Annotated in this window: 19 protein-coding genes and 1 pseudogene; 12 read left to right on the top strand and 8 right to left on the bottom strand. The window is 71.7% G+C overall.

All coding sequences use genetic code 11. The features are described from left to right. Together F1615_RS33215 and F1615_RS33220 are read right to left on the bottom strand one after the other, a co-directional pair. The coding region (locus tag F1615_RS33215; protein WP_149552761.1) for a maltotransferase domain-containing protein at window positions 1–784 on the bottom strand (784 nt) is incomplete at its 3' end. Between the two features lie 73 nt (window positions 785–857). Continuing rightward, window positions 858–1,160: a DUF5133 domain-containing protein gene (locus F1615_RS33220; protein ID WP_149552762.1), complete on the bottom strand. Its 303-nt coding sequence runs from the start codon at window positions 1,158–1,160 to the stop codon at window positions 858–860. A 362-nt stretch (window positions 1,161–1,522) separates the two neighbouring features. Between F1615_RS33220 and F1615_RS33225 the strand changes: the two genes are divergently transcribed. Together F1615_RS33225 and glgX are read left to right on the top strand one after the other, a co-directional pair. Next, window positions 1,523–2,035, top strand: a complete 513-nt coding sequence (locus tag F1615_RS33225; protein WP_149552763.1) for a pep a2 — start codon at window positions 1,523–1,525, stop codon at window positions 2,033–2,035. Continuing rightward, complete coding sequence (gene glgX, locus F1615_RS33230) at window positions 2,032–4,176, top strand: glycogen debranching protein GlgX (protein ID WP_149552764.1); 2,145 nt, start codon at window positions 2,032–2,034, stop codon at window positions 4,174–4,176. The genes F1615_RS33225 and glgX overlap by 4 nt, the downstream gene beginning before the upstream one ends. A 20-nt stretch (window positions 4,177–4,196) precedes the next feature. On the opposite strand, the gene F1615_RS33235 is transcribed toward glgX, so the two are convergent. Continuing rightward, entirely contained in the window at window positions 4,197–5,000 is an 804-nt protein-coding gene (locus F1615_RS33235; protein WP_149552765.1) for a VOC family protein, read from the bottom strand. Window positions 5,001–5,242: 242 nt separating this feature from the next. Between F1615_RS33235 and F1615_RS33240 the strand changes: the two genes are divergently transcribed. Continuing rightward, entirely contained in the window at window positions 5,243–5,569 is a 327-nt protein-coding gene (locus tag F1615_RS33240; RefSeq protein WP_149552824.1) for an ANTAR domain-containing protein, read from the top strand. Between the two features lie 24 nt (window positions 5,570–5,593). On the opposite strand, the gene F1615_RS33245 is transcribed toward F1615_RS33240, so the two are convergent. Further along, entirely contained in the window at window positions 5,594–6,385 is a 792-nt protein-coding gene (locus tag F1615_RS33245) for an RNA polymerase sigma factor SigF (protein ID WP_149552766.1), read from the bottom strand. 498 nt (window positions 6,386–6,883) lie between these two features. Here F1615_RS33245 and F1615_RS33250 point away from each other — a divergent pair, with 498 nt between their 5' ends. Further along, a complete protein-coding gene (locus tag F1615_RS33250) occupies window positions 6,884–7,405 on the top strand; it encodes a hypothetical protein (RefSeq protein WP_149552767.1) in 522 nt (173 codons plus the stop codon). Window positions 7,406–7,412: 7 nt separating this feature from the next. Here the strand turns inward: F1615_RS33250 and hemC are convergent, their stop codons facing one another. The 3 genes from hemC to F1615_RS33265 form a co-directional block, all read right to left on the bottom strand. Continuing rightward, window positions 7,413–8,348, bottom strand: a complete 936-nt coding sequence (gene hemC / locus F1615_RS33255) for a hydroxymethylbilane synthase (RefSeq protein ID WP_149552768.1) — start codon at window positions 8,346–8,348, stop codon at window positions 7,413–7,415. An 81-nt stretch (window positions 8,349–8,429) separates the two neighbouring features. Continuing rightward, window positions 8,430–9,206 carry an NPP1 family protein gene (locus F1615_RS33260; RefSeq protein WP_149552769.1) on the bottom strand — a complete coding sequence of 259 codons (777 nt, stop codon included), beginning with the start codon at window positions 9,204–9,206 and terminating at the stop codon, window positions 8,430–8,432. Window positions 9,207–9,352: 146 nt separating this feature from the next. Beyond that, window positions 9,353–10,333, bottom strand: a complete 981-nt coding sequence (locus F1615_RS33265; protein ID WP_149552770.1) for an ATP-dependent DNA ligase — start codon at window positions 10,331–10,333, stop codon at window positions 9,353–9,355. A gap of 165 nt (window positions 10,334–10,498) precedes the next feature. Between F1615_RS33265 and F1615_RS33270 the strand changes: the two genes are divergently transcribed. From F1615_RS33270 to F1615_RS33305, 8 genes and pseudogenes are all read left to right on the top strand, one after another. Then, window positions 10,499–11,005 carry a MarR family winged helix-turn-helix transcriptional regulator gene (locus tag F1615_RS33270; RefSeq protein ID WP_149552771.1) on the top strand — a complete coding sequence of 169 codons (507 nt, stop codon included), beginning with the start codon at window positions 10,499–10,501 and terminating at the stop codon, window positions 11,003–11,005. Window positions 11,006–11,106: 101 nt separating this feature from the next. After that, window positions 11,107–11,487, top strand: a complete 381-nt coding sequence (locus tag F1615_RS33275; RefSeq protein ID WP_149552772.1) for a hypothetical protein — start codon at window positions 11,107–11,109, stop codon at window positions 11,485–11,487. A 42-nt stretch (window positions 11,488–11,529) separates the two neighbouring features. Continuing rightward, window positions 11,530–11,634 (top strand): annotated as a pseudogene (locus tag F1615_RS33280) (peroxiredoxin); the annotation flags it as partial. Between the two features lie 308 nt (window positions 11,635–11,942). Beyond that, the gene (locus F1615_RS33285) at window positions 11,943–12,266 is read left to right on the top strand and encodes a PadR family transcriptional regulator (RefSeq protein ID WP_149552773.1); all 324 of its coding nucleotides are present in this window, start codon (window positions 11,943–11,945) and stop codon (window positions 12,264–12,266) included. Continuing rightward, window positions 12,263–12,970, top strand: coding sequence for a hypothetical protein (locus F1615_RS33290; RefSeq protein ID WP_149552774.1), 708 nt, complete (start codon window positions 12,263–12,265; stop codon window positions 12,968–12,970). Before F1615_RS33285 ends, F1615_RS33290 begins: the two co-directional genes overlap by 4 nt. A 248-nt stretch (window positions 12,971–13,218) precedes the next feature. After that, window positions 13,219–15,462 (top strand): MMPL family transporter, encoded by a 2,244-nt coding sequence (locus F1615_RS33295; protein ID WP_244328942.1) that lies wholly within the window; start codon window positions 13,219–13,221, stop codon window positions 15,460–15,462. 112 nt (window positions 15,463–15,574) lie between these two features. Then, window positions 15,575–17,230: an NAD(P)/FAD-dependent oxidoreductase gene (locus tag F1615_RS33300; protein WP_149552776.1), complete on the top strand. Its 1,656-nt coding sequence runs from the start codon at window positions 15,575–15,577 to the stop codon at window positions 17,228–17,230. Beyond that, window positions 17,227–17,700: an ester cyclase gene (locus tag F1615_RS33305; protein WP_167533931.1), complete on the top strand. Its 474-nt coding sequence runs from the start codon at window positions 17,227–17,229 to the stop codon at window positions 17,698–17,700. Before F1615_RS33300 ends, F1615_RS33305 begins: the two co-directional genes overlap by 4 nt. On the opposite strand, the gene F1615_RS33310 is transcribed toward F1615_RS33305, so the two are convergent. Next, the gene (locus F1615_RS33310; RefSeq protein WP_149552777.1) at window positions 17,681–18,310 is read right to left on the bottom strand and encodes a LuxR C-terminal-related transcriptional regulator; all 630 of its coding nucleotides are present in this window, start codon (window positions 18,308–18,310) and stop codon (window positions 17,681–17,683) included. The two genes, F1615_RS33305 and F1615_RS33310, sit on opposite strands and share 20 nt — an antisense overlap. Window positions 18,311–18,313: the final 3 nt, after the last annotated feature.

Here is an 18,313-nt window from a genome sequence, read left to right on the forward strand (position 1 = left end):
CGGCGTTGAGGGTGTTGTTGGGGCCTTTGCGGAAGGTGGTGCCGATGGGGTGGATGGGCGGGAGGTAGACGACGTCGAAGCCCATCGCGGCGATCGCGGGCAGGCGGCGGGCGGCGGTGCCGAAGGTGCCGTGCGGCCGGGCGGGGGTGCCCTCGGAGCGGGGGAAGAACTCGTACCAGGAGCCGTACAGGGCCCGCTCCCGCTCGACCAGCAGCGGCAGCGGCTCACTGCTGGTGACCAGCTCCCGCAGCGGATGCGCGGCCAGCACCGCGTCCACCTCCGGCGTCAACGCCGCCGCCAGCCGGGTGGCGCAGGGCAGGGAGTCGTCGCGCAGGGTCTCGGCCGCCGCCAGGACCACGTCCTGTCCCTCGTCCCGCGGCACCCCGGCCGCCGCGCGCTCATGGAGGTCGGCGCCCTCCTCCAGGACCAGCCCGGTGTCGATGCCCGCGGGGACCTTGATGGCGGCGGTCCTGCGCCAGGTGGCCACGGGGTCGCCCCAGGCCTCCACGCGGAAGGTCCACAGGCCCGTGCCGTCCGCGACGACCTCGGCGCCCCACCGGTCCGTGCCGGGTGCCAGCTCCCGCATCGGCGTGAACGGCCCCGGACGCCCCTCGGGGTCCTTCAGCACCACATTGGCGGCCACCGCGTCGTGCCCCTCCCGGAACAGCGTGGCCGTGACCTCGAACGTCTCGCCCACGACGGCCTTCGCCGGCCGCCTGCCGCAGTCGACGGACGGCCGGACGTCCCGTACCGGGACACGACCGATGGTCCGGGTCGTCTTCATGGGTCTTCGCACCTCCGCCGTGCTCGACGCCCGGGCCGGTGCCCGGGCGTGGGACCAAACAGCGGCGGGAAGGTCACTGCCTTCCCGCCGGGGAGCGCCGCTCGATGGCCGGCGGGCCCCGTCTGACCGTGGCGGCCGGACGGGGCCTGTCGTTCTGTTCCTGCAGATAGGTGACGACGGTGCTGCGCAGATACCGCTCGGCGGCGTCCGCTGCCTCCCGGGCGCAGCGCTTCCCCATCAGCACACAGAGGGTGTATCCGGAGTCCTCGAAGGTGGCCCGCACCGTGTGGTCGGCGGGGGCCGCGAGCATCACGCGTTCCCAGGCCCGGTAGCGACGCAACTGCCGGGCGACTTCGGCTTTGGCGGGTAGCAGCATGCGCCGTTGACCTTTCCGGGGCTCGATGGAGGCGCGTTGTCCCGACGGTCGGGCAGGAGCGTGCGCACAGGTGCACGGACCCGTAACGGCGATCGAGGTCTTCACACATGGTGCACGGGTGATGACACGTCGTCTTGTTGGATTTTCAATCAGCCTCCGCCGCTTCCTTCGCGCCGCGACGGGGCCTCGAGCGCTCGGTTGTCGCCCCGTACGCCTCACCCGTGCGCTCGTGTTGCACGAATGGACCAACCCCCTCACTCTGAAGGTGACTCAGAAGCGATACCCGCTCACGTTCCGTGTCCGGGGGCCCGTCCCGAAGGGGCGAGGAGGAACGCGAGCTTCGCGGTGAGGAGCCAACGACCATGAAGACCGCAGTGCCCTGCTACTACCACCTCGACGTCGAAGTCAGCCCGGAGAAGGTGGGACAGATCAGCCGCATACTGGCCGCTCACCTCCGGTTCTGGGACCTCGAGAACCTGATGCAGCCCGTCTGCGGCGGCGCCGAGATGCTGCTGCGCGCCATCGCCGAGCACGCGACCGACAGGAACACGTCGATCGAGATGTGGTGGAACGGCCAGCACCTCATCACGGCCATCGGGGACAACAACCGCGCCCTGCGCCCCGACCAGGAACTGCGCGGCTGCCTCGAGCACATCGCGGCGAGCAGCGACGGCTGGGGCTGCTGCGCCACCGAGACCGGCAGCAAGGTCATCTGGTTCTCGCAGCGTGCCCGCGCCGGCGAACGCGTCCCGTTGGTGCCGACGGCGCCCGACCCGCGCGAGAGCGAGGGCCTGGAGGTGCCCCGCGAACCGACCGTCGCCCAGCTCACCGGCCGGGTGCGAACGCCGGGCGGCCTCCTGGAGGAGGTCCGGTGACCCGGCGGCAGAACCGGAAAGGGGCGCCCGCGTGGAGCGGGCGCCCCTACCCGCTGGGTGCGTCCTACGACGGGGAGGGCACCAACTTCGCGCTGTTCAGCGAGGTCGCCGAACGCGTCGAACTGGTCCTGGCCGACGACGACGGCCGGCACCGCACCGTACGGCTCACCGAGGCCGACGGATTCGTCTGGCACGGCTACCTCCCCGGCGTCGGTCCCGGACAGCGCTACGGCTACCGCGTGCACGGACCGTGGGCCCCGGCGGCCGGCCACCGCTGCAACCCGGCGAAACTGCTCCTCGACCCCTACGCCACCGCGGTGGACGGCCGGATCGACAACCACCCCTCGCTGTACGAGCGCAACCCGCACGGCCCCGACCCGGCCGACAGCGCCGGACACACCGTGCTCGGCGTGGTGACCGACCCGGCCTTCGACTGGGGCGGCGACACCCCACCCAGCCGTCCCTACTCCGACACGGTGATCTACGAGGCCCATGTCAAGGGCATGACCCGCACCCACCCCGACGTCCCCGAGGAACTCCGGGGCACCTACGCGGGTCTCGCGCACCCTGCCGTGGTCGAGCACCTCACCTCGCTGGGCGTCACCGCCGTGGAGCTGATGCCGGTGCACCAGTTCGTCCAGGACGGTGTACTGCAGGGCCGTGGCCTGGCCAACTACTGGGGCTACAACACCATCGGCTTCTTCGCGCCGCACAACGCCTACGCCGCCCACGGGACCCGCGGGCAGCAGGTCACCGAGTTCAAGAACATGGTCAGGACCCTGCACGCGGCCGGGCTCGAGGTGATCCTGGACGTCGTCTACAACCACACCGCCGAGGGCAACGAGAAGGGCCCCACGCTCTCCTTCCGGGGCATCGACAACTCCTCGTACTACCGCCTGGTGGACGGCGACTGGCGCCATTACTACGACACCACCGGCACCGGCAACAGCCTGCTGATGCGCCACCCGTACGTACTCCAGCTGATCATGGACTCGCTCAGGTACTGGGTCACCGAGATGCATGTCGACGGCTTCCGGTTCGACCTCGCCGCCACCCTGGCCCGGCAGTTCCACGAGGTGGACCGGCTGTCGGCGTTCTTCGACCTGATCCAGCAGGACCCGGTGATCAGCCGTGTGAAGCTGATCGCCGAACCCTGGGACGTGGGCGAGGGCGGCTACCAGGTGGGCAACTTCCCGCCGCTGTGGTCGGAGTGGAACGGCAAGTACCGCGACGCGGTACGGGACTTCTGGCGCGGTGAGGACCACACGCTCGGCGAGTTCGCCTCGCGGCTGACCGGCTCCGCGGACCTGTACGCCCACAACAGGCGCCGGCCCCGCGCCAGCGTCAACTTCGTCACCGCGCACGACGGGTTCACCCTGCGCGACCTCGTCTCGTACAACGACAAGCACAACGAGGCCAACGGCGAGGGGAACCGGGACGGCGAGAGCGACAACCGGTCCTGGAACTGCGGTGCGGAGGGTGCCAGCCGCGACCCGGCCGTGCTCGAACTGCGCGCCCGCCAGCAGCGCAACTTCCTCGCCACGCTGCTGCTGTCCCAGGGCATCCCGATGCTCTCCCACGGAGACGAGCTCGGCCGCACCCAGCGCGGCAACAACAACGCCTACTGCCAGGACAACGAGACCTCCTGGATCGACTGGCGGCTGACCGACGAGGAGCGCGGCCTGATCGCCTTCACCCGCACCCTCATCTCCCTGCGCGTCACCCACCCCGTGCTGCGCCGCCGTCGCTTCTTCCGGGGCGAGACCGTGCGCCACGCCGGTCAGCCGCTGCCCGACCTGGTGTGGCTGCTGCCGGACGCACGGGAGATGACCGACGACGACTGGCAGCGCTCCGACGCCCACTCGGTCGGGATGTTCCTGAACGGCGACGCCATCGTGGAACCCGGCCCCCGTGGCGGGCGCGTGGTCGACGACTCCTTCCTGCTGCTGCTCAACAGCCACTGGGAGCCGGTCGACTTCCGGCTGCCGGACGCGTCCTACGGCGGACGCTGGACGGCGCTGATCGACACCGCCGACCCGGACGGCGCCCCCGACGAGTCGGAACGCAAGGCCGGTACCACCCTCACCGTCGACGCCCGCAGCCTGGTGCTGCTGTCCCGCCCGTCCCGCACGCCCCGGTGAGGGCGGGTCCCGGGGAGGTGTCAGCGCTCGCGGCGTGAGGTCACCGTGAACTGGGCGCCCTCGTTGTCGCGCAGCACGGCCTCCTCGGGGCCCTGGGAGAGGACACTGCCGCCGTGGAGCTCGGCGGCGCGGGCGCACGCCGCCACGTCCTTCACCGCGAAGTGGACCTGCCAGTGCGGCCGGATCGCCGGATCGGGTGCCGAACCCAGCGCCCCCGACTCGATGCGTGCCACCACGGCCCCGCCGCTGCGCAGCACCACTTCCCCGCCCTCGTACTGGACCTCGCAGCAGCCGGGCTTGTCGGACGCCCAGTCGAAGACCTCGCCGTAGAAGATGGCGGCGTCGAACGCGTCCCGGGTGTGCAGCCGGATGAACGCGGGCTGCGCCCGCCGCCAGGTGGGCCAGTCGGTGAACAGCTCGCCCTCCCACACGCCGAACGTCGCACCGTCCCGGTCGGCCAGCAGGGCCGCGCGGCCCGGCGGCAGGGAGATCGGACCGACCGCCGCGGTGCCGCCGCGCTCCTGCACCCGCGCCGCGGCCTCGTCCGCGCTGCGCACCGCGAAGTACGGAGTCCACGCCACCGCCATGTGCCACATGCCGGCCACCGCGGCGATCCCGGCCACCGGCTGACCGTCGGCCAGCGCGATGCGGAACCGGTCGCCGAGGCGCACCGGACGCCACTCCCAGCCCAGCACGGCCCCGTAGAACTCCTCGGTGGTCTTCACGTCGCGGCTGGTCAGACTCACCCAGCAGGGCGCACCGAACACGGAGTGCGTCGAGAAGACGTCCGTCGAGCCGGCGGGGGAGGGCATGTCGTGGTTCATGGAAGTCGCGTCCTGATCTCGTCGGCCTGGCAGCCACCCGGATGGCACCAGTGTCCGCCGGGTACCGGCCCGGGCGCCTGCCGAGTACCCCGGCGGCGGCCCCGAAACGGTGACCCGGGCCGCCTGCGGACCGCCCCGGTGGCACACGGCGGCCCGAGTGGCGACGATGGATGTCGGACACTGGGTGAACGCACTCAAGCACTATGCGAAGGCAGCACCGGAGCGGCACACCGGACCCGGAGGTGACCATGCCCACGGACGGGGGCGCGGACCGCATCCTCCAACTGGAGGAAGAGATACAGCAGCTGAAGGAAGCGGTCGTCTCGCACGCGGTGGTGGACCAGGCGATCGGCATGATCGTCGCACTCGGGCGGGTCTCGCCCGACCAGGGCTGGGCCGTGCTGAAGGAGGTCTCCCAGCGCACGAACATCAAGCTCCGCAGCGTCGCCGACATGATTCTCCTCTGGGGGCGCACCGGACTGCTGCCGACGGAGGTGCGGACGGTGCTGGAGGAGGTACTGGACCGGCTCGGCCCCACCCGGCTCCCGGGCGTGCGGCCGGAGCGCTGAGCGTCCGCGCGGCGGGTGCGGCGGTCAGCCGGCCTCGGCCTGCAGTTCCTCGCGCAGCCGGGCGAAACAGCTGCTGAGCAGCCGGGACACATGCATCTGCGAGATGCCGAGCTGCTCGGCGATCCCGCTCTGCGTCATCCCCTTGAAGAAGCGCAGGTACAGGATGAGCCGTTCGCGCTCCGGCAGCGCCTCCAGGCAGGGCCGCACCGCCACCCGGTCGACGACGGTGTCGTAGGCCGGGTCCGGGCCGCCGATCACGTCCCCGAGGGCGTATCCGTCGGTGCCCGGCATCTCCGCCTCCAGGGACAGCGTGGAGAAGCACTCCAGCGCCTCCGTCCCGGTGCGCACCTCGTCCTCGGTGAGCCGGGCGTGCGCGGAGATCTCGGCGACCGTCGGCGCCCGGCCCGGAGTCGTCTGCGCCAGCTCCTTCGCCGCGTGCCGCACGCGGTTGCGCAGGTCCTGGACCCGGCGCGGTACGTGCAGCGTCCACATGTGATCGCGGAAGTGGCGCTTGATCTCACCGGTGACGGTCGGCACGGCGTACGCCTCGAAGGCGTTGCCGCGCGCCGGGTCGTAGTGGTCGACGGCCTTCACCAGGCCGAGGGCCGCCACCTGGTACAGGTCCTCCAGGGCCTCGCCACGGCCCCGGAAGCGGACGGCGATCCGCTCGGCCATGGGCAGCCAGACCGTGACCAGCTCGTCGCGCAGCATCCTGCGCTCCGGCCCTTCGGGCAGCCCGGCCAGACGTGCGAACTCTCCGGCCGTGTCGGGGGCGTCGTCGTGCGGGTGCGGCTTCCTGGGGCTGACGGTACGCATCGCGCGCACCTCCCTGAGCGGGGTGCCGGATGGACGGACCCCGTGGGAAGCGGCGGCTCGGACCAGGGCGGGCCCGGGGCCGGCGAGCCGGTTCCCACGGACGTGCCTCCTGTCCGAAGCACTGAGAATTCCATTCCCCGTGCGCCCGCGTGTCAAAACCCTTTCCCGAATTCACGCGCACGCATTCCGGAAATGCGCACGGTCCGGAACCAAGGGAATTCGTGGGGTGAAACGCACGGCGCCGGCGCGGGCGGAGGAGGCCCGGCCCGCGCCCGGCGGCGCGGACCGCCCCCTCGGCCCACCGGTGATCACGGCGGCGGACGTGATGTGCGGCACGCCGCGGCCGTGGCCCGGTCGGCCGGTCGGGGGATTCCTCCAGCGCAGCGCTTGATCGTCGATCAGATCGGGCGAACTGCCTGACCACGGCGCATTCCGCTCATTTGACAGTGCGCCGAACCCACAGATAGGAAGCAGCGGACAGAAGTCGAGAGGTGGACTGTGTACGAGCCGAACGTGGTCGGGGACTGGCAGGAGTACGACGAGCAGGCCGGTCTGCGGGTTCGCGTCCATCGTCTGGAACCGGGCGAACCGCCACGCGGACGGGACGACGCCGCCGAAGGGCTGACGTACTTCAGTGTCCGTGTCACCGTCGAAAATCGCGGCGACCGGCCTTTGTGCATTCACCTCGAGGACGGCCAGATCGACGTGAGGACCGGCCCGGACGGCGAAAGCGCGTTCATCGACTGGCGCAACTCGCAGTTCATCGAGGGATTCGACGTCTACCCGCTGCGCCGTGCCACCGCGGTCCTCTACGCCGCCGGTCCCGAGGCGTCCCTGGGCCAGGTCGACGTCCAGGTGCAGTTGCGCGCCGACGAGGAGTGGGCCGGCCGCCGGTTGTGGACGGGCGGCGTCGGCGTGCACGAGGGGACCGCGGGGGCGCCCGTCGGCGCGTGCCGGGACACCCTCGCGCAGCAGGTGAGCGTCTTCCTGCAGGAGCAGGCGGAGGAAGGCACCTCCTGACCCGGCGTCAGTGCGGGATGCCGTCGATGATCTCGCGGGCGCCCTGACGCAGCAGGGCCACGGCGACGGACGTGCCGAGGGTGGCGGGATCGAGCCGCCCCGCCCACTCGTGCGCGTTCAGCCGCGTCTTGCCGTCCGGGGTGAAGACGCAGGCCCGCAACGACAGTTCGCCGCCGCGGTCCACCCGTGCGCACCCGGCGATCGGGCTGTTGCAGTGACCCTGCAGCACGTGCAGGAACATGCGCTCCGCGGTGGCCTCGCGGTGGGTGTCCGGGTGGCCGAGGGCACTGACCGTGTCGATCAGGCCGGTGTCGCCCTCGCGGCACTGCAGCGCGAGGATGCCCGCTCCGACGGGCGGCATCATGGTCTCGGGGGAGAGCACCTCGCTGATCACGTCCGTGCGGCCGATGCGTTCGAGGCCGGAGGCCGCCAGCAGCAGGGCGTCCGCCTCACCGGCCGCGAGCTTCTCCAGCCGCCGGTTGGCATTGCCCCGGAACGGCACGCACCGCAGGTGCGGGTGGGTGGCGGCCAGCTGGGCGGTCCGGCGCACCGACGAGGTGCCGATCCGGGTCCCGGGCGCGAGCTCGTCCAGGGTGAGTCCGCCCGGGTGCACGAGGGCGTCGCGGACGTCGTCCCGCCTCAGGAACGCCGCGAACACCGTGCCCGCCGGAAGCGGCCGGTCGGCGGGCACGTCCTTGAGGCAGTGCACGGCGACATCCGCCTCACCGGAGAGCAGCGCGGCGTCCACCTCCTTGGTGAACGCGCCCTTGCCCTCCACCTTCGACAGCTCGCCCAGCCACTTGTCCCCGGTCGTTCTGACGGGCACCACCTCGGTGCGCACACCGGGCCGGGCGGCGGCCAGCTCCGCCCGGACACGGTCCACCTGGGCGAGCGCCATGGGGGAGTCGCGGGACACGATGCGGATCAGTTCCGGGACGGACATGCCGACACGATAGACCCTCGCGCCACCCCGGGGCGCCGGGAACGCCGTACGGCGCCCCCGGCGTCAACTCGCTTGTTGCGGTCAGGCGTTCGGGTCGAACGGGATGCCCGGCGGTTTGGCCGCCGCGAGATGGGAGGCGAAGCTGCCGTCCTTCAGTCCGAAATGGGCACTGCCGAAGTCGTGCGAGACGAGCTTGTCGCGCAGACCCGCCGGATAGCCGTTCCAGCCGATCAGGGCCGGGTACTGCCAGCCGCCCCGGTGGTTCTCCGGCGGCTCGTCGCCCGGACCGGCGAGGCGGAAGCAGTGGGTGCCGACGCCGTCCTTGTGGTAGACGATCTTCGGATGGGTGCCGTCGAAGCGGACCGCCGAGCGCGCGTGGATCGAGAACGAGCCGTGGTTGGACGTCGAGACGTACTGCACGGTGTCGTTCTGCACCCACACCACGACGTGCTCCCAGTCGTGGCGGTGGCCCCCGAGGCTGACGCCCGGCAGGGCCTGGTCCTTCTCGAAGTACAGGGCGTAGACGACGGCGCACCAGCCGTTGTTGCACGTGGTGCGGGCGTAGCCGTTGGTGTTGTCCAGGTCCGAGGCGTCACGGCAGTTGCCGTTGAGGGCGCCGGTCGGCTTGAGGCCGGTGTTGACGGAGCCGTCCGGGCCGATCGCGGGTGTGGGGTAGCAGCCGTCGGTGTCGTAGTCGTAGGCGGGCTGGAAGGTCCGCTCCAGGACGTCGGCGTCGGCGGGCAGGGCGGGTGGGGGAGCGGCGTAGGCGGTGGCGGGGAAGGCGATCACGAGTGCGGCCGCGCCGGCCAGGCCGGTCAGCCATCTCCTGCGGTGCGTGCGGAACGTGCTCGACGGCACTGCGTCCTCCTCTTGGTCCGGGCGCAGCCCAACGGCTGTTGGGTGTGGGGGAGTTCAGCATCCCGGCTGGACGTATACATGCCAAGAGGGTCCAGGCGTACCGTGGGTGAAGCGCGGCGCAACAGTCCGGGCGCCGGACGTGCGGATCACACCATGTCGTCCGAGATGTCGGCCGCCGACTCCTCGGGAGCGAGGTCCGGCCGGAGCCGCAGCCAGGACGGCTGGCGCAGCATCCCGTCCCGGGTGCGGGTGCTGTAGCGCACCTCGCCCACCAGCCGGGGCACCACCCAGTGCGCGCCCGGAGCGGCCGGTACGGGGTCGAAGGGGCACACGTCGGTGGCCGCCACCCGCAACAGCCCGGCGAGTTCGGTCCGTTCGGCCTCGCTCCAGCCGGTGCCCACGCCGCCCACGTACCGCAGCCGCCCCGCCGCCCGCTGTCCGACGAGGACGGCTCCCGGCAGGCCGGTCAGCCGCCCCTTGCCGGGCAGCCAGCCGCCGACCAGGACGTCCTCGCTGCGCATGTTGCGGATCTTGATCCAGGAGCGGGACCGCACCCCCGGTTCGTACACCGAGTCGAGCCGCTTGCAGACCAGCCCCTCGAGCCCGTGCTCGGCGGTGGCCCGCAGCGCCTCGGCTCCGTGGCCGACGATCGCGGCGGGGGTGGACCAGGCCGGCCCGTCGAGGCCGAGCCCCAGCAGTGCCTCGCGGCGCCCGGTCCAGGGCAGCCGGATCAGCGACCGTCCGTCCAGGTGCATGACGTCGAACAGGACCAGGTGGACCGGGACCGCCGCCGCCCGCCGGGCCGCCCTGCCGGGAGCGTGCGCCAGACCCATCCGGGACTGCAGCAACTGGAAGCTCGCACGGCCGTGTTCGTCGAGGGCGAGCACCTCGCCGTCCAGGACCGCGGGCCTGGCGCCGAGGGCCGATGCCAGCGGGTGGAGCTCCGGATACGCCCCCGTGATGTCCTGACCGGACCGGGCGCGCAGGACGAGGGTCCCGTCCCCGGGGAGGTAGACCACCGCCCGCTGGCCGTCCTGCTTGGTCTCGTAGGCCCAGCGGGCGTCCGCCGCCGGCGGCGGAAGGGAGCCGGACGTGGCGAGCATGGGCGGGATCAGCGGCAGGGTCACGGGTGAGGTGTGGACACCCGTGCGGACCGCCACGCGCCCGCCGCCGGGCTTTCGCCCGAACGGCCGTGACGAGGGCGGGCCCGCGGCCGGGAGAGGGGCCGCCGGGCGGCCGTGAGAGGGACGGGCGATTGATTGAGTTACGCAATGAAATGGTAAAGTGCGGGCATGTCCGCACCCCCGCTCCCCGACGGTCCCGCCTCCCCGGAAGTGGCCGACATCGAGCGCGCGCTCCACCGCATCACCTATCTGAGTTCGCGCGCCCGTCAGCACGAGCGGCTGATGGCCATGGCGGGTGTGCCGCTGGACCGGGCCGCGGTCGCGCTCCTGCGGAAGATGGCCGACACCGAGCCGATGCGGCCGGGGGAGCTGGCCGCGCGGCTGGGCGTGGAGGCCTCGCACGTCACCCGTACGGTGCAGCAGCTGCAGAAGTCCGGTCACGTCACGCGCGTCCCGGACCCCGACGACCGCCGCGCGCAGCGCATCGAGCTCACCGACGCCGGCCGGCAGGCCATCGCCCGGATCCGTGAGACCGGGGTCCGGGGCATGCAGGCCGCCCTCGCCGACTGGTCGCCCGACGACCTCCGGCAGCTCGCCACGCTCTTCCACCGCATGGTCGACGACTTCTTCGCGTACGCCGCCGACGAGGAGTCCGAGCCCGCGGCCACCCCCTGACCCGGAACCCCGCCGCCCCTCCCCCCGCGGCCGGAACCTGTCACCCCAGCAGTACTTACCGTCGGGTAATATCGCGCGGCAGGTCAATCGGAGGAGGAACCGTGTCACGGTCCGAACGCTCGCCCCTGCTGCTCGCCGGCCTGCTGGCCGCCGCGGGCGCCGCCCACTTCGCCGTCCCGCGCCAGTTCGACCACATCGTGCCGCGCTCCCTGCCCGGCTCGCCCCGGACCTGGACCTACGCCAGTGGCGCGGCGGAACTCGCGCTGGCCGCCGGGGTGGCACTGCCCCGCACCCGCAGGACCGCCGCACTGGCCGCCGCGGCCTTCTTCGTCGGCGTGTTCCCCGCCAACGTGAAGATGGCCGTCGACTGGCGCCACCGCCCCGCCCCGCAGAAGGCCGCGGCCCTCGGCCGGCTGCCGCTGCAGCTGCCCCTGGTGCTCTGGGCGCGCGGCGTCGCCAGGAACGCGGAACGCCGGTCGTGAGCCGGCACCCGGGGTAGGGCGACGCGGTCGAACGACTTCGCGCTGCCGGACGGGACCGGCACCGTACGCCGGCTCTCCGGCCTGCTCGCCGAGGGGCCCGCGGTGCTCTTCTTCTGCCCGGCCGCCCTGAGGCCCGGCTGTGTTGCGGGACTCGATCTTCGGCGCGGGCATGCCCGCCAGGTTCCGGGCCGCCCGCCGGCTGATGGAGACCGGGGTGGACGGGCCGGCAAGGAGGACGCCTGGCGGTGCGCGTCCGGAGGACGGGGTGAACCCGCCGGCGACCAAGGCCGGTACGCGCGCACGCGGCGCTCCCCGGCGGCGTGGACATCGCGGCCACCCAGGTGCGCGGACTCCGGGGTGCCGGCGGGGCGCTGCGCAGGCGCCGCGGGAAGTGGAGCTGAGGTGCCGAATCGGGCCGTGTCCGGTCCGGGGTGCGATGTGTACTGTGGTGGCACATGAAGGCCGAAACCCTCAGGGGCAACCTGGAAGGCATGCTGCTGTCGGTCCTGGAACCCGGGCAGCTCCACGGCTACGCCGTCATCGAGGAACTCAAGAGGCGCAGCGGTGACGCGATCAACCTGCCCACCGGCACGGTCTATCCGGCACTGCACCGGCTCGAGGCCGCGGGTCTCGTCGGCAGCGAGTGGGCACGCCACAACGGCCGCAGGCGCCGCAACTACTACCTGACGGCGGCCGGCCGCCGCGCGCTGGCGGACAAGCGCATGGCCTGGCAGGAGGTCTCCTCGGTGATCTCGGTTGTGCTGGGAGGGGAGGCATGACGGAGACCGCCGTGCTGCGCCGCTACACCGACCATCTCGCCCGGCACCTGGTCGGCCCGGACTCACGTCGTGCGGCGATCCTCGACGAGGTGATGGACGGTCTGGAATGCGCCACGGAGGGGAACCTGGACACCTGTCCGGACCCCGAGGCGGCGGCCCGCCGTGCCGTGCAGGAGTGGGGGCCGCCCGGTGAGGTGGCCCGCGCGTACAACGACGCGACGCTGCGCATCAGCGCCAACCGGCTGTCCATGAGGGCGGTGTGCGTCCTGCCGCTCCTGGCGGCGACCTGGGCCTGTGCGCTGCTCGGAGGGCCGGCCGGCCCGTGGGCGTACCGGCACCCGCCGCTGCTCCTGACCGGGCTGTCCGTCGTCGCGTTCGGCTGCGTCCTCTCCCTCGCCGGAGCGGTGTCCGGACTGCGCAAGGGAAGCGGGTTCGCGGCGGCCGGGGAGCGGCGGGACGCCACGGTGACGACCGGCACGCTGGCGGCTCTCATCGGGCTCCTGTGCGTGCTGGGCGCGCTGGTGGTGCTGCTGCTGAACCGGGGCCTGAGCCATCCGGAGTCCCTCGACTGGCCGATGGTGTCCGTTCCGGCGACCATCACCGTGGTGTCCGGGGCGTACTTCGCCTTCTCGCTGAAGCGCTTCGTCTCCGTCGTCAGAGGTGCCCGGGCGTTTCCCACCGCACCCCAGAGCGCCTCTCGGTAGGCGATCCCCGCGCGCGCCGGCCCCGCCCGCACCGCGTCCCATACCAGAGAGCCCCCGCGAGTCCGTGCCGTTTCGGCATCGTTCCCGCCGGGGCTCTCTCGCGTATCCGGTATTGCCCGATGCCCGCCAACCGGCCTGCTCCGAAGGGTGATTGCGTTGCGGACCGTACGCGCGGAGGTCTATGTTGACCCTCATAAGTAGCGCAGCTACACAATAGCGTCCCTACAGGAGGTTGAACCGTGGAGCGCATGACGCGGTGGGTGCTGTCCCACCGGTGGCCCGTGGTCCTCGTCTGGCTGGTGCTCTTCCTCGTCGGGGGCGCCATGTCCAGCGGAACGATCGACAAGCTCTCCTTCGAGTCCCGGCTTCCGGACAAGCCGGCCCAGGAGGCGAACGACACCCTGGCCCAGCGCTTCGCGCAGACCGGCGGCAAGAACGCCCCCCTGCTGCTGGTGGTCACCGTCCCCCAGGGGGCGACCGTGGACAGCGAGGACGTCCGAGGCCAGTGGAGCGACCTCGTCGCCAAGGTGACGCCCGAGGGCGGGCGGAGCGTCTCGTACGCCGACACCGGCGGCGAAGCCCTCCTCTCGGAGGACAGGCGGACCACCGTCGCGATGGTCTACCCGCCGGCGAACCCGACCAACAACCCCTACGAGCAGTCGCTGCCGGCCATCAAGCAGACCGTCGAGCAGACGCGCATCGCCGGAGCCCAGGTCGAACTGACGGGGCAGCCGGTGCTTTCCGGCCGGGACAGCGGGGCGGAGCGGGGACCGATCTACGAGACCCTCATCGGCGCGCTGGGCGCCCTGGTCGTCCTCGCGCTGGTCTTCGCGAGCGGACTGGCCGTCGTGCCCCTGCTCATGGCCGCCGTCGCCATTCCCACCACGTTCCTCCTGGTCCGCGGTATCACCGGCATCACGGACGTGTCCTTCATCGTCCAGTACCTGATCGCACTGATCGGCCTCGGCATCGCGATCGACTACGCGCTCCTCGTGGTCACCCGGTGGCGCGAGGAGCGTGCCAAGCCCGGTGCCGACGGCCCCGGTCCGGAGGCCCGGCGGCTCGCCGTCGTGCGCTCCGTGGCCAGCGCGGGCCACGCGGTCGCGCTGAGCGGCGCGACCGTCGCCATCTCCCTGGCGGCCCTGGTCGTGCTTCCCGTGCCGTTCCTGCGCAGCGTCGGATACGCGGGCCTGCTCATCCCGCTGGTCAGCGTCGCCGTCGCGCTCACCCTCCTTCCCGTGCTGCTGTACTCGTGGGGCGACAAGCTCGACCGCCCGCGGAGGGCACACCGCCCGGACAGCCGGATGTGGACCCGTATCGCGGGTGTCACCACCCGCAGGCCCGCGCTCACCGCTGCTCTCAGCGGCGCGGCTCTGATCGCGCTCGCCGCGCCCGTCTTCGCACTGCAGCTCGGTCAGCCCGCCACCGCGACCCTCGCGCAGGGCGGCAAGCCCGCCGCGGCCTTCGAGCGGATCGTCGACGCCGGATTCGGCGAGGGCATCGCCCGTCCGGTCGAGGTCCTGGTGGAAGCCGGCGGCGCGGAGGCCATGAAGGGCGACCTCGCGGGCGTGGACGGTGTCGCCGGTGTGGTGGCGCCGGCCGACTGGCAGCGTGACGGACTCGGCATCGTCGACGTATGGACCACCGCGGACCCGTCCAGTGACGACGGCCGCGCGGTCGTGGACGGCGTCATCGACACCGCACGGCAGACGCCCGGCGTGCTCGCCGGAGGCGGGCCCGCCCAGGACGCCGCCTTCATCGAGGCGGTCTACGGCTCGCTGGGTCTGATCCTCGTCTTCGTCGGCCTGCTGACGTTCATCGTGCTCGCCCGGACACTGCGTTCCGTCGTCCTGCCGCTGAAGGCCCTGGTGCTCAACGCGCTCTCCACCTGCGCCGCCTACGGGGTCGTCGTCCTGATCTGGCAGAAGGGCTACGGCAGTGAGCTGCTGTTCGACACCCCGGCGGTGGGGGCGATCACCATCTGGGTCCCGATGGCCGTCTTCGCCTTCCTGTTCGGCCTGTCCATGGACTACGAGGTCTTCATCCTGCACCGAATCCGCGAGACCCATCTGGAACTCGAAGCCGAGGGGGAACGGGACACCGTGATCCCGTCGGTCGTGACAGGTATCAGCCGCACCGGGCGCCTCGTCACCTCCGCCGCGCTGATCCTCTTCCTCGCCTTCACCGCACTCGCCAGCATTCCCGTCACCGACGTGAAGGTGTTCGCCACCGCTCTGGCGGCGGGCATCATCATCGACGCCACCGTGGTCCGGGGTCTGCTCACCCCGGCACTGGTCACCCTCCTCGGGCGGTCCAACTGGTGGTTCCCGCGCGCCTTGGGCCGGTTGCTCGTCACCACCCCCGGACAGGCTTCCGGCCCGAGGTCCCCCTCCTCCTCCGCCGCAGCGACGGCGGAGGAGGAGCCGCCCGGAGGGACGGCGGACCAGACGGCCGCCGGATCGTCCGAGCCGGGCGTGAGCGGACGCGTCTGACCCGAAGGGCCACCGCCCCGGACTTCCGGGGCGGTGGCTCATCCGTACTTTGTCCCGCCTTCATCGCGCTCCGCGAGGCTGGTGGCGACCGACTACGCGAAGGGACCCGACAGTGTCCGAACACAGGCCCGACTACGACGTGGCGATCCTCGGGTCGGGGATCGCCGGCTCCACACTCGGCGCGGTACTGGCACGAGGCGGTGCCAAGGTGCTCCTCGCCGACGCCGGCACGCATCCGCGGTTCGCGGTGGGGGAGTCGATGATCCCCCAGATGATCGCCTGGCTCCAACTGATCGCCGCACGGTTCGACGTACCCGAGCTGGAGGCCTTGGCGGATGCCACCACGATCAACGAGAAGGTGAGCAACACCTTCGGACGCAAGCGCCACTTCGGCTTCCAGATGCACCGGCCCGGCCGGGAACCCGATCCCGCCGAGGGCCACCAGTTCGTCATCCCCGACGCGCTGACCTCCGCGAGCCACCTCTTCCGTCAGGACAGCGACGCCTACCTGTTCCGCGTGGCGGTGGGGTACGGCTGCGACACCCGGCAGCAGTGGCGGGTCGCGGACATCGGCCTGGCGGACGACGGTGTGACACTCACCGGCGCCGACGGCCATGTCGTAAGGGCCCGCTACCTGGTGGACGCGAGCGGCTTCCGCTCCCCGGTCGCGGACAAGCTCGGACTGCGGGAGGAGCCGGCCCGCTTCAAGCACCACTCACGGTCGCTGTTCACCCACATGGTGGGGGTCCGGCCCTTCGACGACGTCGTGGACGTGCCGGAGGACGGCCGTCCCGCCGTCCCCTGGCACGACGGCACGCTGCACCACGTCTTCGAGCGGGGCTGGTTCTGGGTCATCCCCTTCGACAACCATCCCCTCTCGCGCAACCCGCTGTGCAGCGTCGGTGTCACACTCGACCCCAGGCTCTACCCGAAGCCGGCGGACCTGACCCCGGCCGAGGAGTTCGCCTTCCTCGCGGCCCGTTTCCCCGCGGTGGAACGGCAGTTCGCCCAGGCGCGCACGGTCCGGGAGTGGGTGTCGACCGGACGGCTCCAGTACTCCTCCAGCCGCACGGTCGGCCACCGCTGGTGCATGATGTCGCACGCGGCCGGCTTCCTCGACCCCCTGTACTCGCGGGGGATGTCGAACACCTTCGAGATCATCAACGCCCTCGCACCACGCGTTCTCGCGGCGCTGGAGGACGACGACTTCTCCGACGAGAGGTTCCGTCACGTCGAGGAACTGGAGCAGGGGCTGCTGGAGCACAACGACACCCTGGTCAACTGCTCGTTCATCTCCTTCTCGCACTTCCGGCTCTGGGACGCCGTGTTCCGGGTCTGGGGAAGCGGCAACACCCCCGGCGCCATGCGTATCAACAACGCGCTGCGGGCTTTCCGGACCGACCGGGACCCCGCCGTCTTCGACGCCCTGGAGAAGGTTCCGCACACCGGGCTGTGGTGGCCCGACAGCGACGCGTTCAAGGCGCTGCTGGACGAGACCGCCAGAGCCTGCGAGGCGTTCGAGGACGACCTGATCGACGGCGACACCGCGGCGGACCGCATCCTGGAGCACCTGCGCGCCTCCGAGGCCGTCTCCCCGGTCTTCGGCTGGAAGGACACGGCCCACCGGTTCATCCACCCCGACCGGACGCAGATGCGCGAGTTCCTGCGCTGGGCCGCCGAGTCGCCGCTGCCCGAACTGAGCACGGCGGGCCGGCAGAGTCTCGAGGCGTTCCGCGCGACGGGCGGCACGGCGGAGGACGGCCGGTGAACGGCCGAACCGCAACGGACGCCGCTGTGGAGGAGGCCAACAAGGCGCTCGCCAGGTACTGGTTCCAGGAGGGGTGGAACCGGGGCAACGTCGAGGTCGCGGACCGCGTGTTCGCCCCGGGCTTCCTGCTCGGTGGCGAGCCGGTGGGACCGGAGGGGCCCAAGCGCAGTGTCAGGGCGCGCCACGCCGCGTTCTCCGGACTGACCGTGGACGTCGGCCTCCAGTTGGCCGACGGTCCATGGGTGGCGAGTTGGTACGCCATCCGCGCCACCCATGTGGGCACCTTCGCCGGAGTGCCGCCGACGGGACTTCCCGTCACGTCGGAAGGAATTCAGCTGTGGCGTGTGGAGAACGGGCAGGTGGTGGAGGACCGCAACATATTCGATCTGTGGCGCGTCATATCCCAGCTGAAGGACGGCGGAGCGAAAGAGGGAGACGCCATCGAATTCCCTAAGGGCCGGCGTGGATGATGTGCTGCTCGTACGCGAATATCACCGCGTGCACCCGGTTGCGCAGCCCCAGCTTCTCCATTACTTTCTGAATATGGGATTTCACCGTGCTCTGACTGAGTGTCAGTTCCGCGGAGATCTCGGCATTGCTCAGGCCGCGGGTGAGGAGACGGAAGACCTCCGTCTCCCGTTCCGTGAGCTGGTCGAGCGGGGAGGCCCCCGGCGCCGGCCGCACGGTGGGGATCAGCAGGGACCGCCCGGTGGCCATGATGCGGACCGCGGCGGCCAGTTCCCGGGAACTGCTGGCACTCGGGAGCAGCCCTCTGGCTCCGGCGCGCAGTACCTGGCCGGCCGCCGCGTCCACGTCGTCCACCAGGACCAGCACGTTCGCCGCGGAGGGCTCCGCGGACAGCGCTTCCACGCTGTCCAGAGCCTCCTCCGCGGCGCCGTGCGCGTTGACGATGACGACCTGGGGGCGCAGTTCGCGGTACCGGGCGGCGGCGGACGGGCCGTCGTGGGCGACTCCTGCGACGAGGAGATCGGAACAGCTCCCCACGATGGTGCGCAGTCCGGTCAGTGAGATGGGGTGGGAATCGACGAGCAGGACGCTGGTGGGTGCTGAGCCTGACATGTG

It is taken from the genome of Streptomyces marokkonensis (assembly GCF_008312835.1).
Classification (GTDB): domain Bacteria; phylum Actinomycetota; class Actinomycetes; order Streptomycetales; family Streptomycetaceae; genus Streptomyces; species Streptomyces marokkonensis_A.

Coding starts and splice junctions, on each gene's coding strand:
- F1615_RS33225 (WP_149552763.1), top strand. CDS start 1,523: ATGAAGACCGCAGTGCCCTGCTACTACCACCTCGACGTCGAAGTCAGC.
- F1615_RS33285 (WP_149552773.1), top strand. CDS start 11,943: ATGAAGGCCGAAACCCTCAGGGGCAACCTGGAAGGCATGCTGCTGTCG.
- F1615_RS33310 (WP_149552777.1), bottom strand. CDS start 18,310: ATGTCAGGCTCAGCACCCACCAGCGTCCTGCTCGTCGATTCCCACCCC.
- hemC (WP_149552768.1), bottom strand. CDS start 8,348: ATGTCCGTCCCGGAACTGATCCGCATCGTGTCCCGCGACTCCCCCATG.
- F1615_RS33270 (WP_149552771.1), top strand. CDS start 10,499: ATGTCCGCACCCCCGCTCCCCGACGGTCCCGCCTCCCCGGAAGTGGCC.
- F1615_RS33290 (WP_149552774.1), top strand. CDS start 12,263: ATGACGGAGACCGCCGTGCTGCGCCGCTACACCGACCATCTCGCCCGG.
- F1615_RS33245 (WP_149552766.1), bottom strand. CDS start 6,385: ATGCGTACCGTCAGCCCCAGGAAGCCGCACCCGCACGACGACGCCCCC.
- F1615_RS33295 (WP_244328942.1), top strand. CDS start 13,219: ATGACGCGGTGGGTGCTGTCCCACCGGTGGCCCGTGGTCCTCGTCTGG.
- F1615_RS33220 (WP_149552762.1), bottom strand. CDS start 1,160: ATGCTGCTACCCGCCAAAGCCGAAGTCGCCCGGCAGTTGCGTCGCTAC.
- F1615_RS33235 (WP_149552765.1), bottom strand. CDS start 5,000: ATGAACCACGACATGCCCTCCCCCGCCGGCTCGACGGACGTCTTCTCG.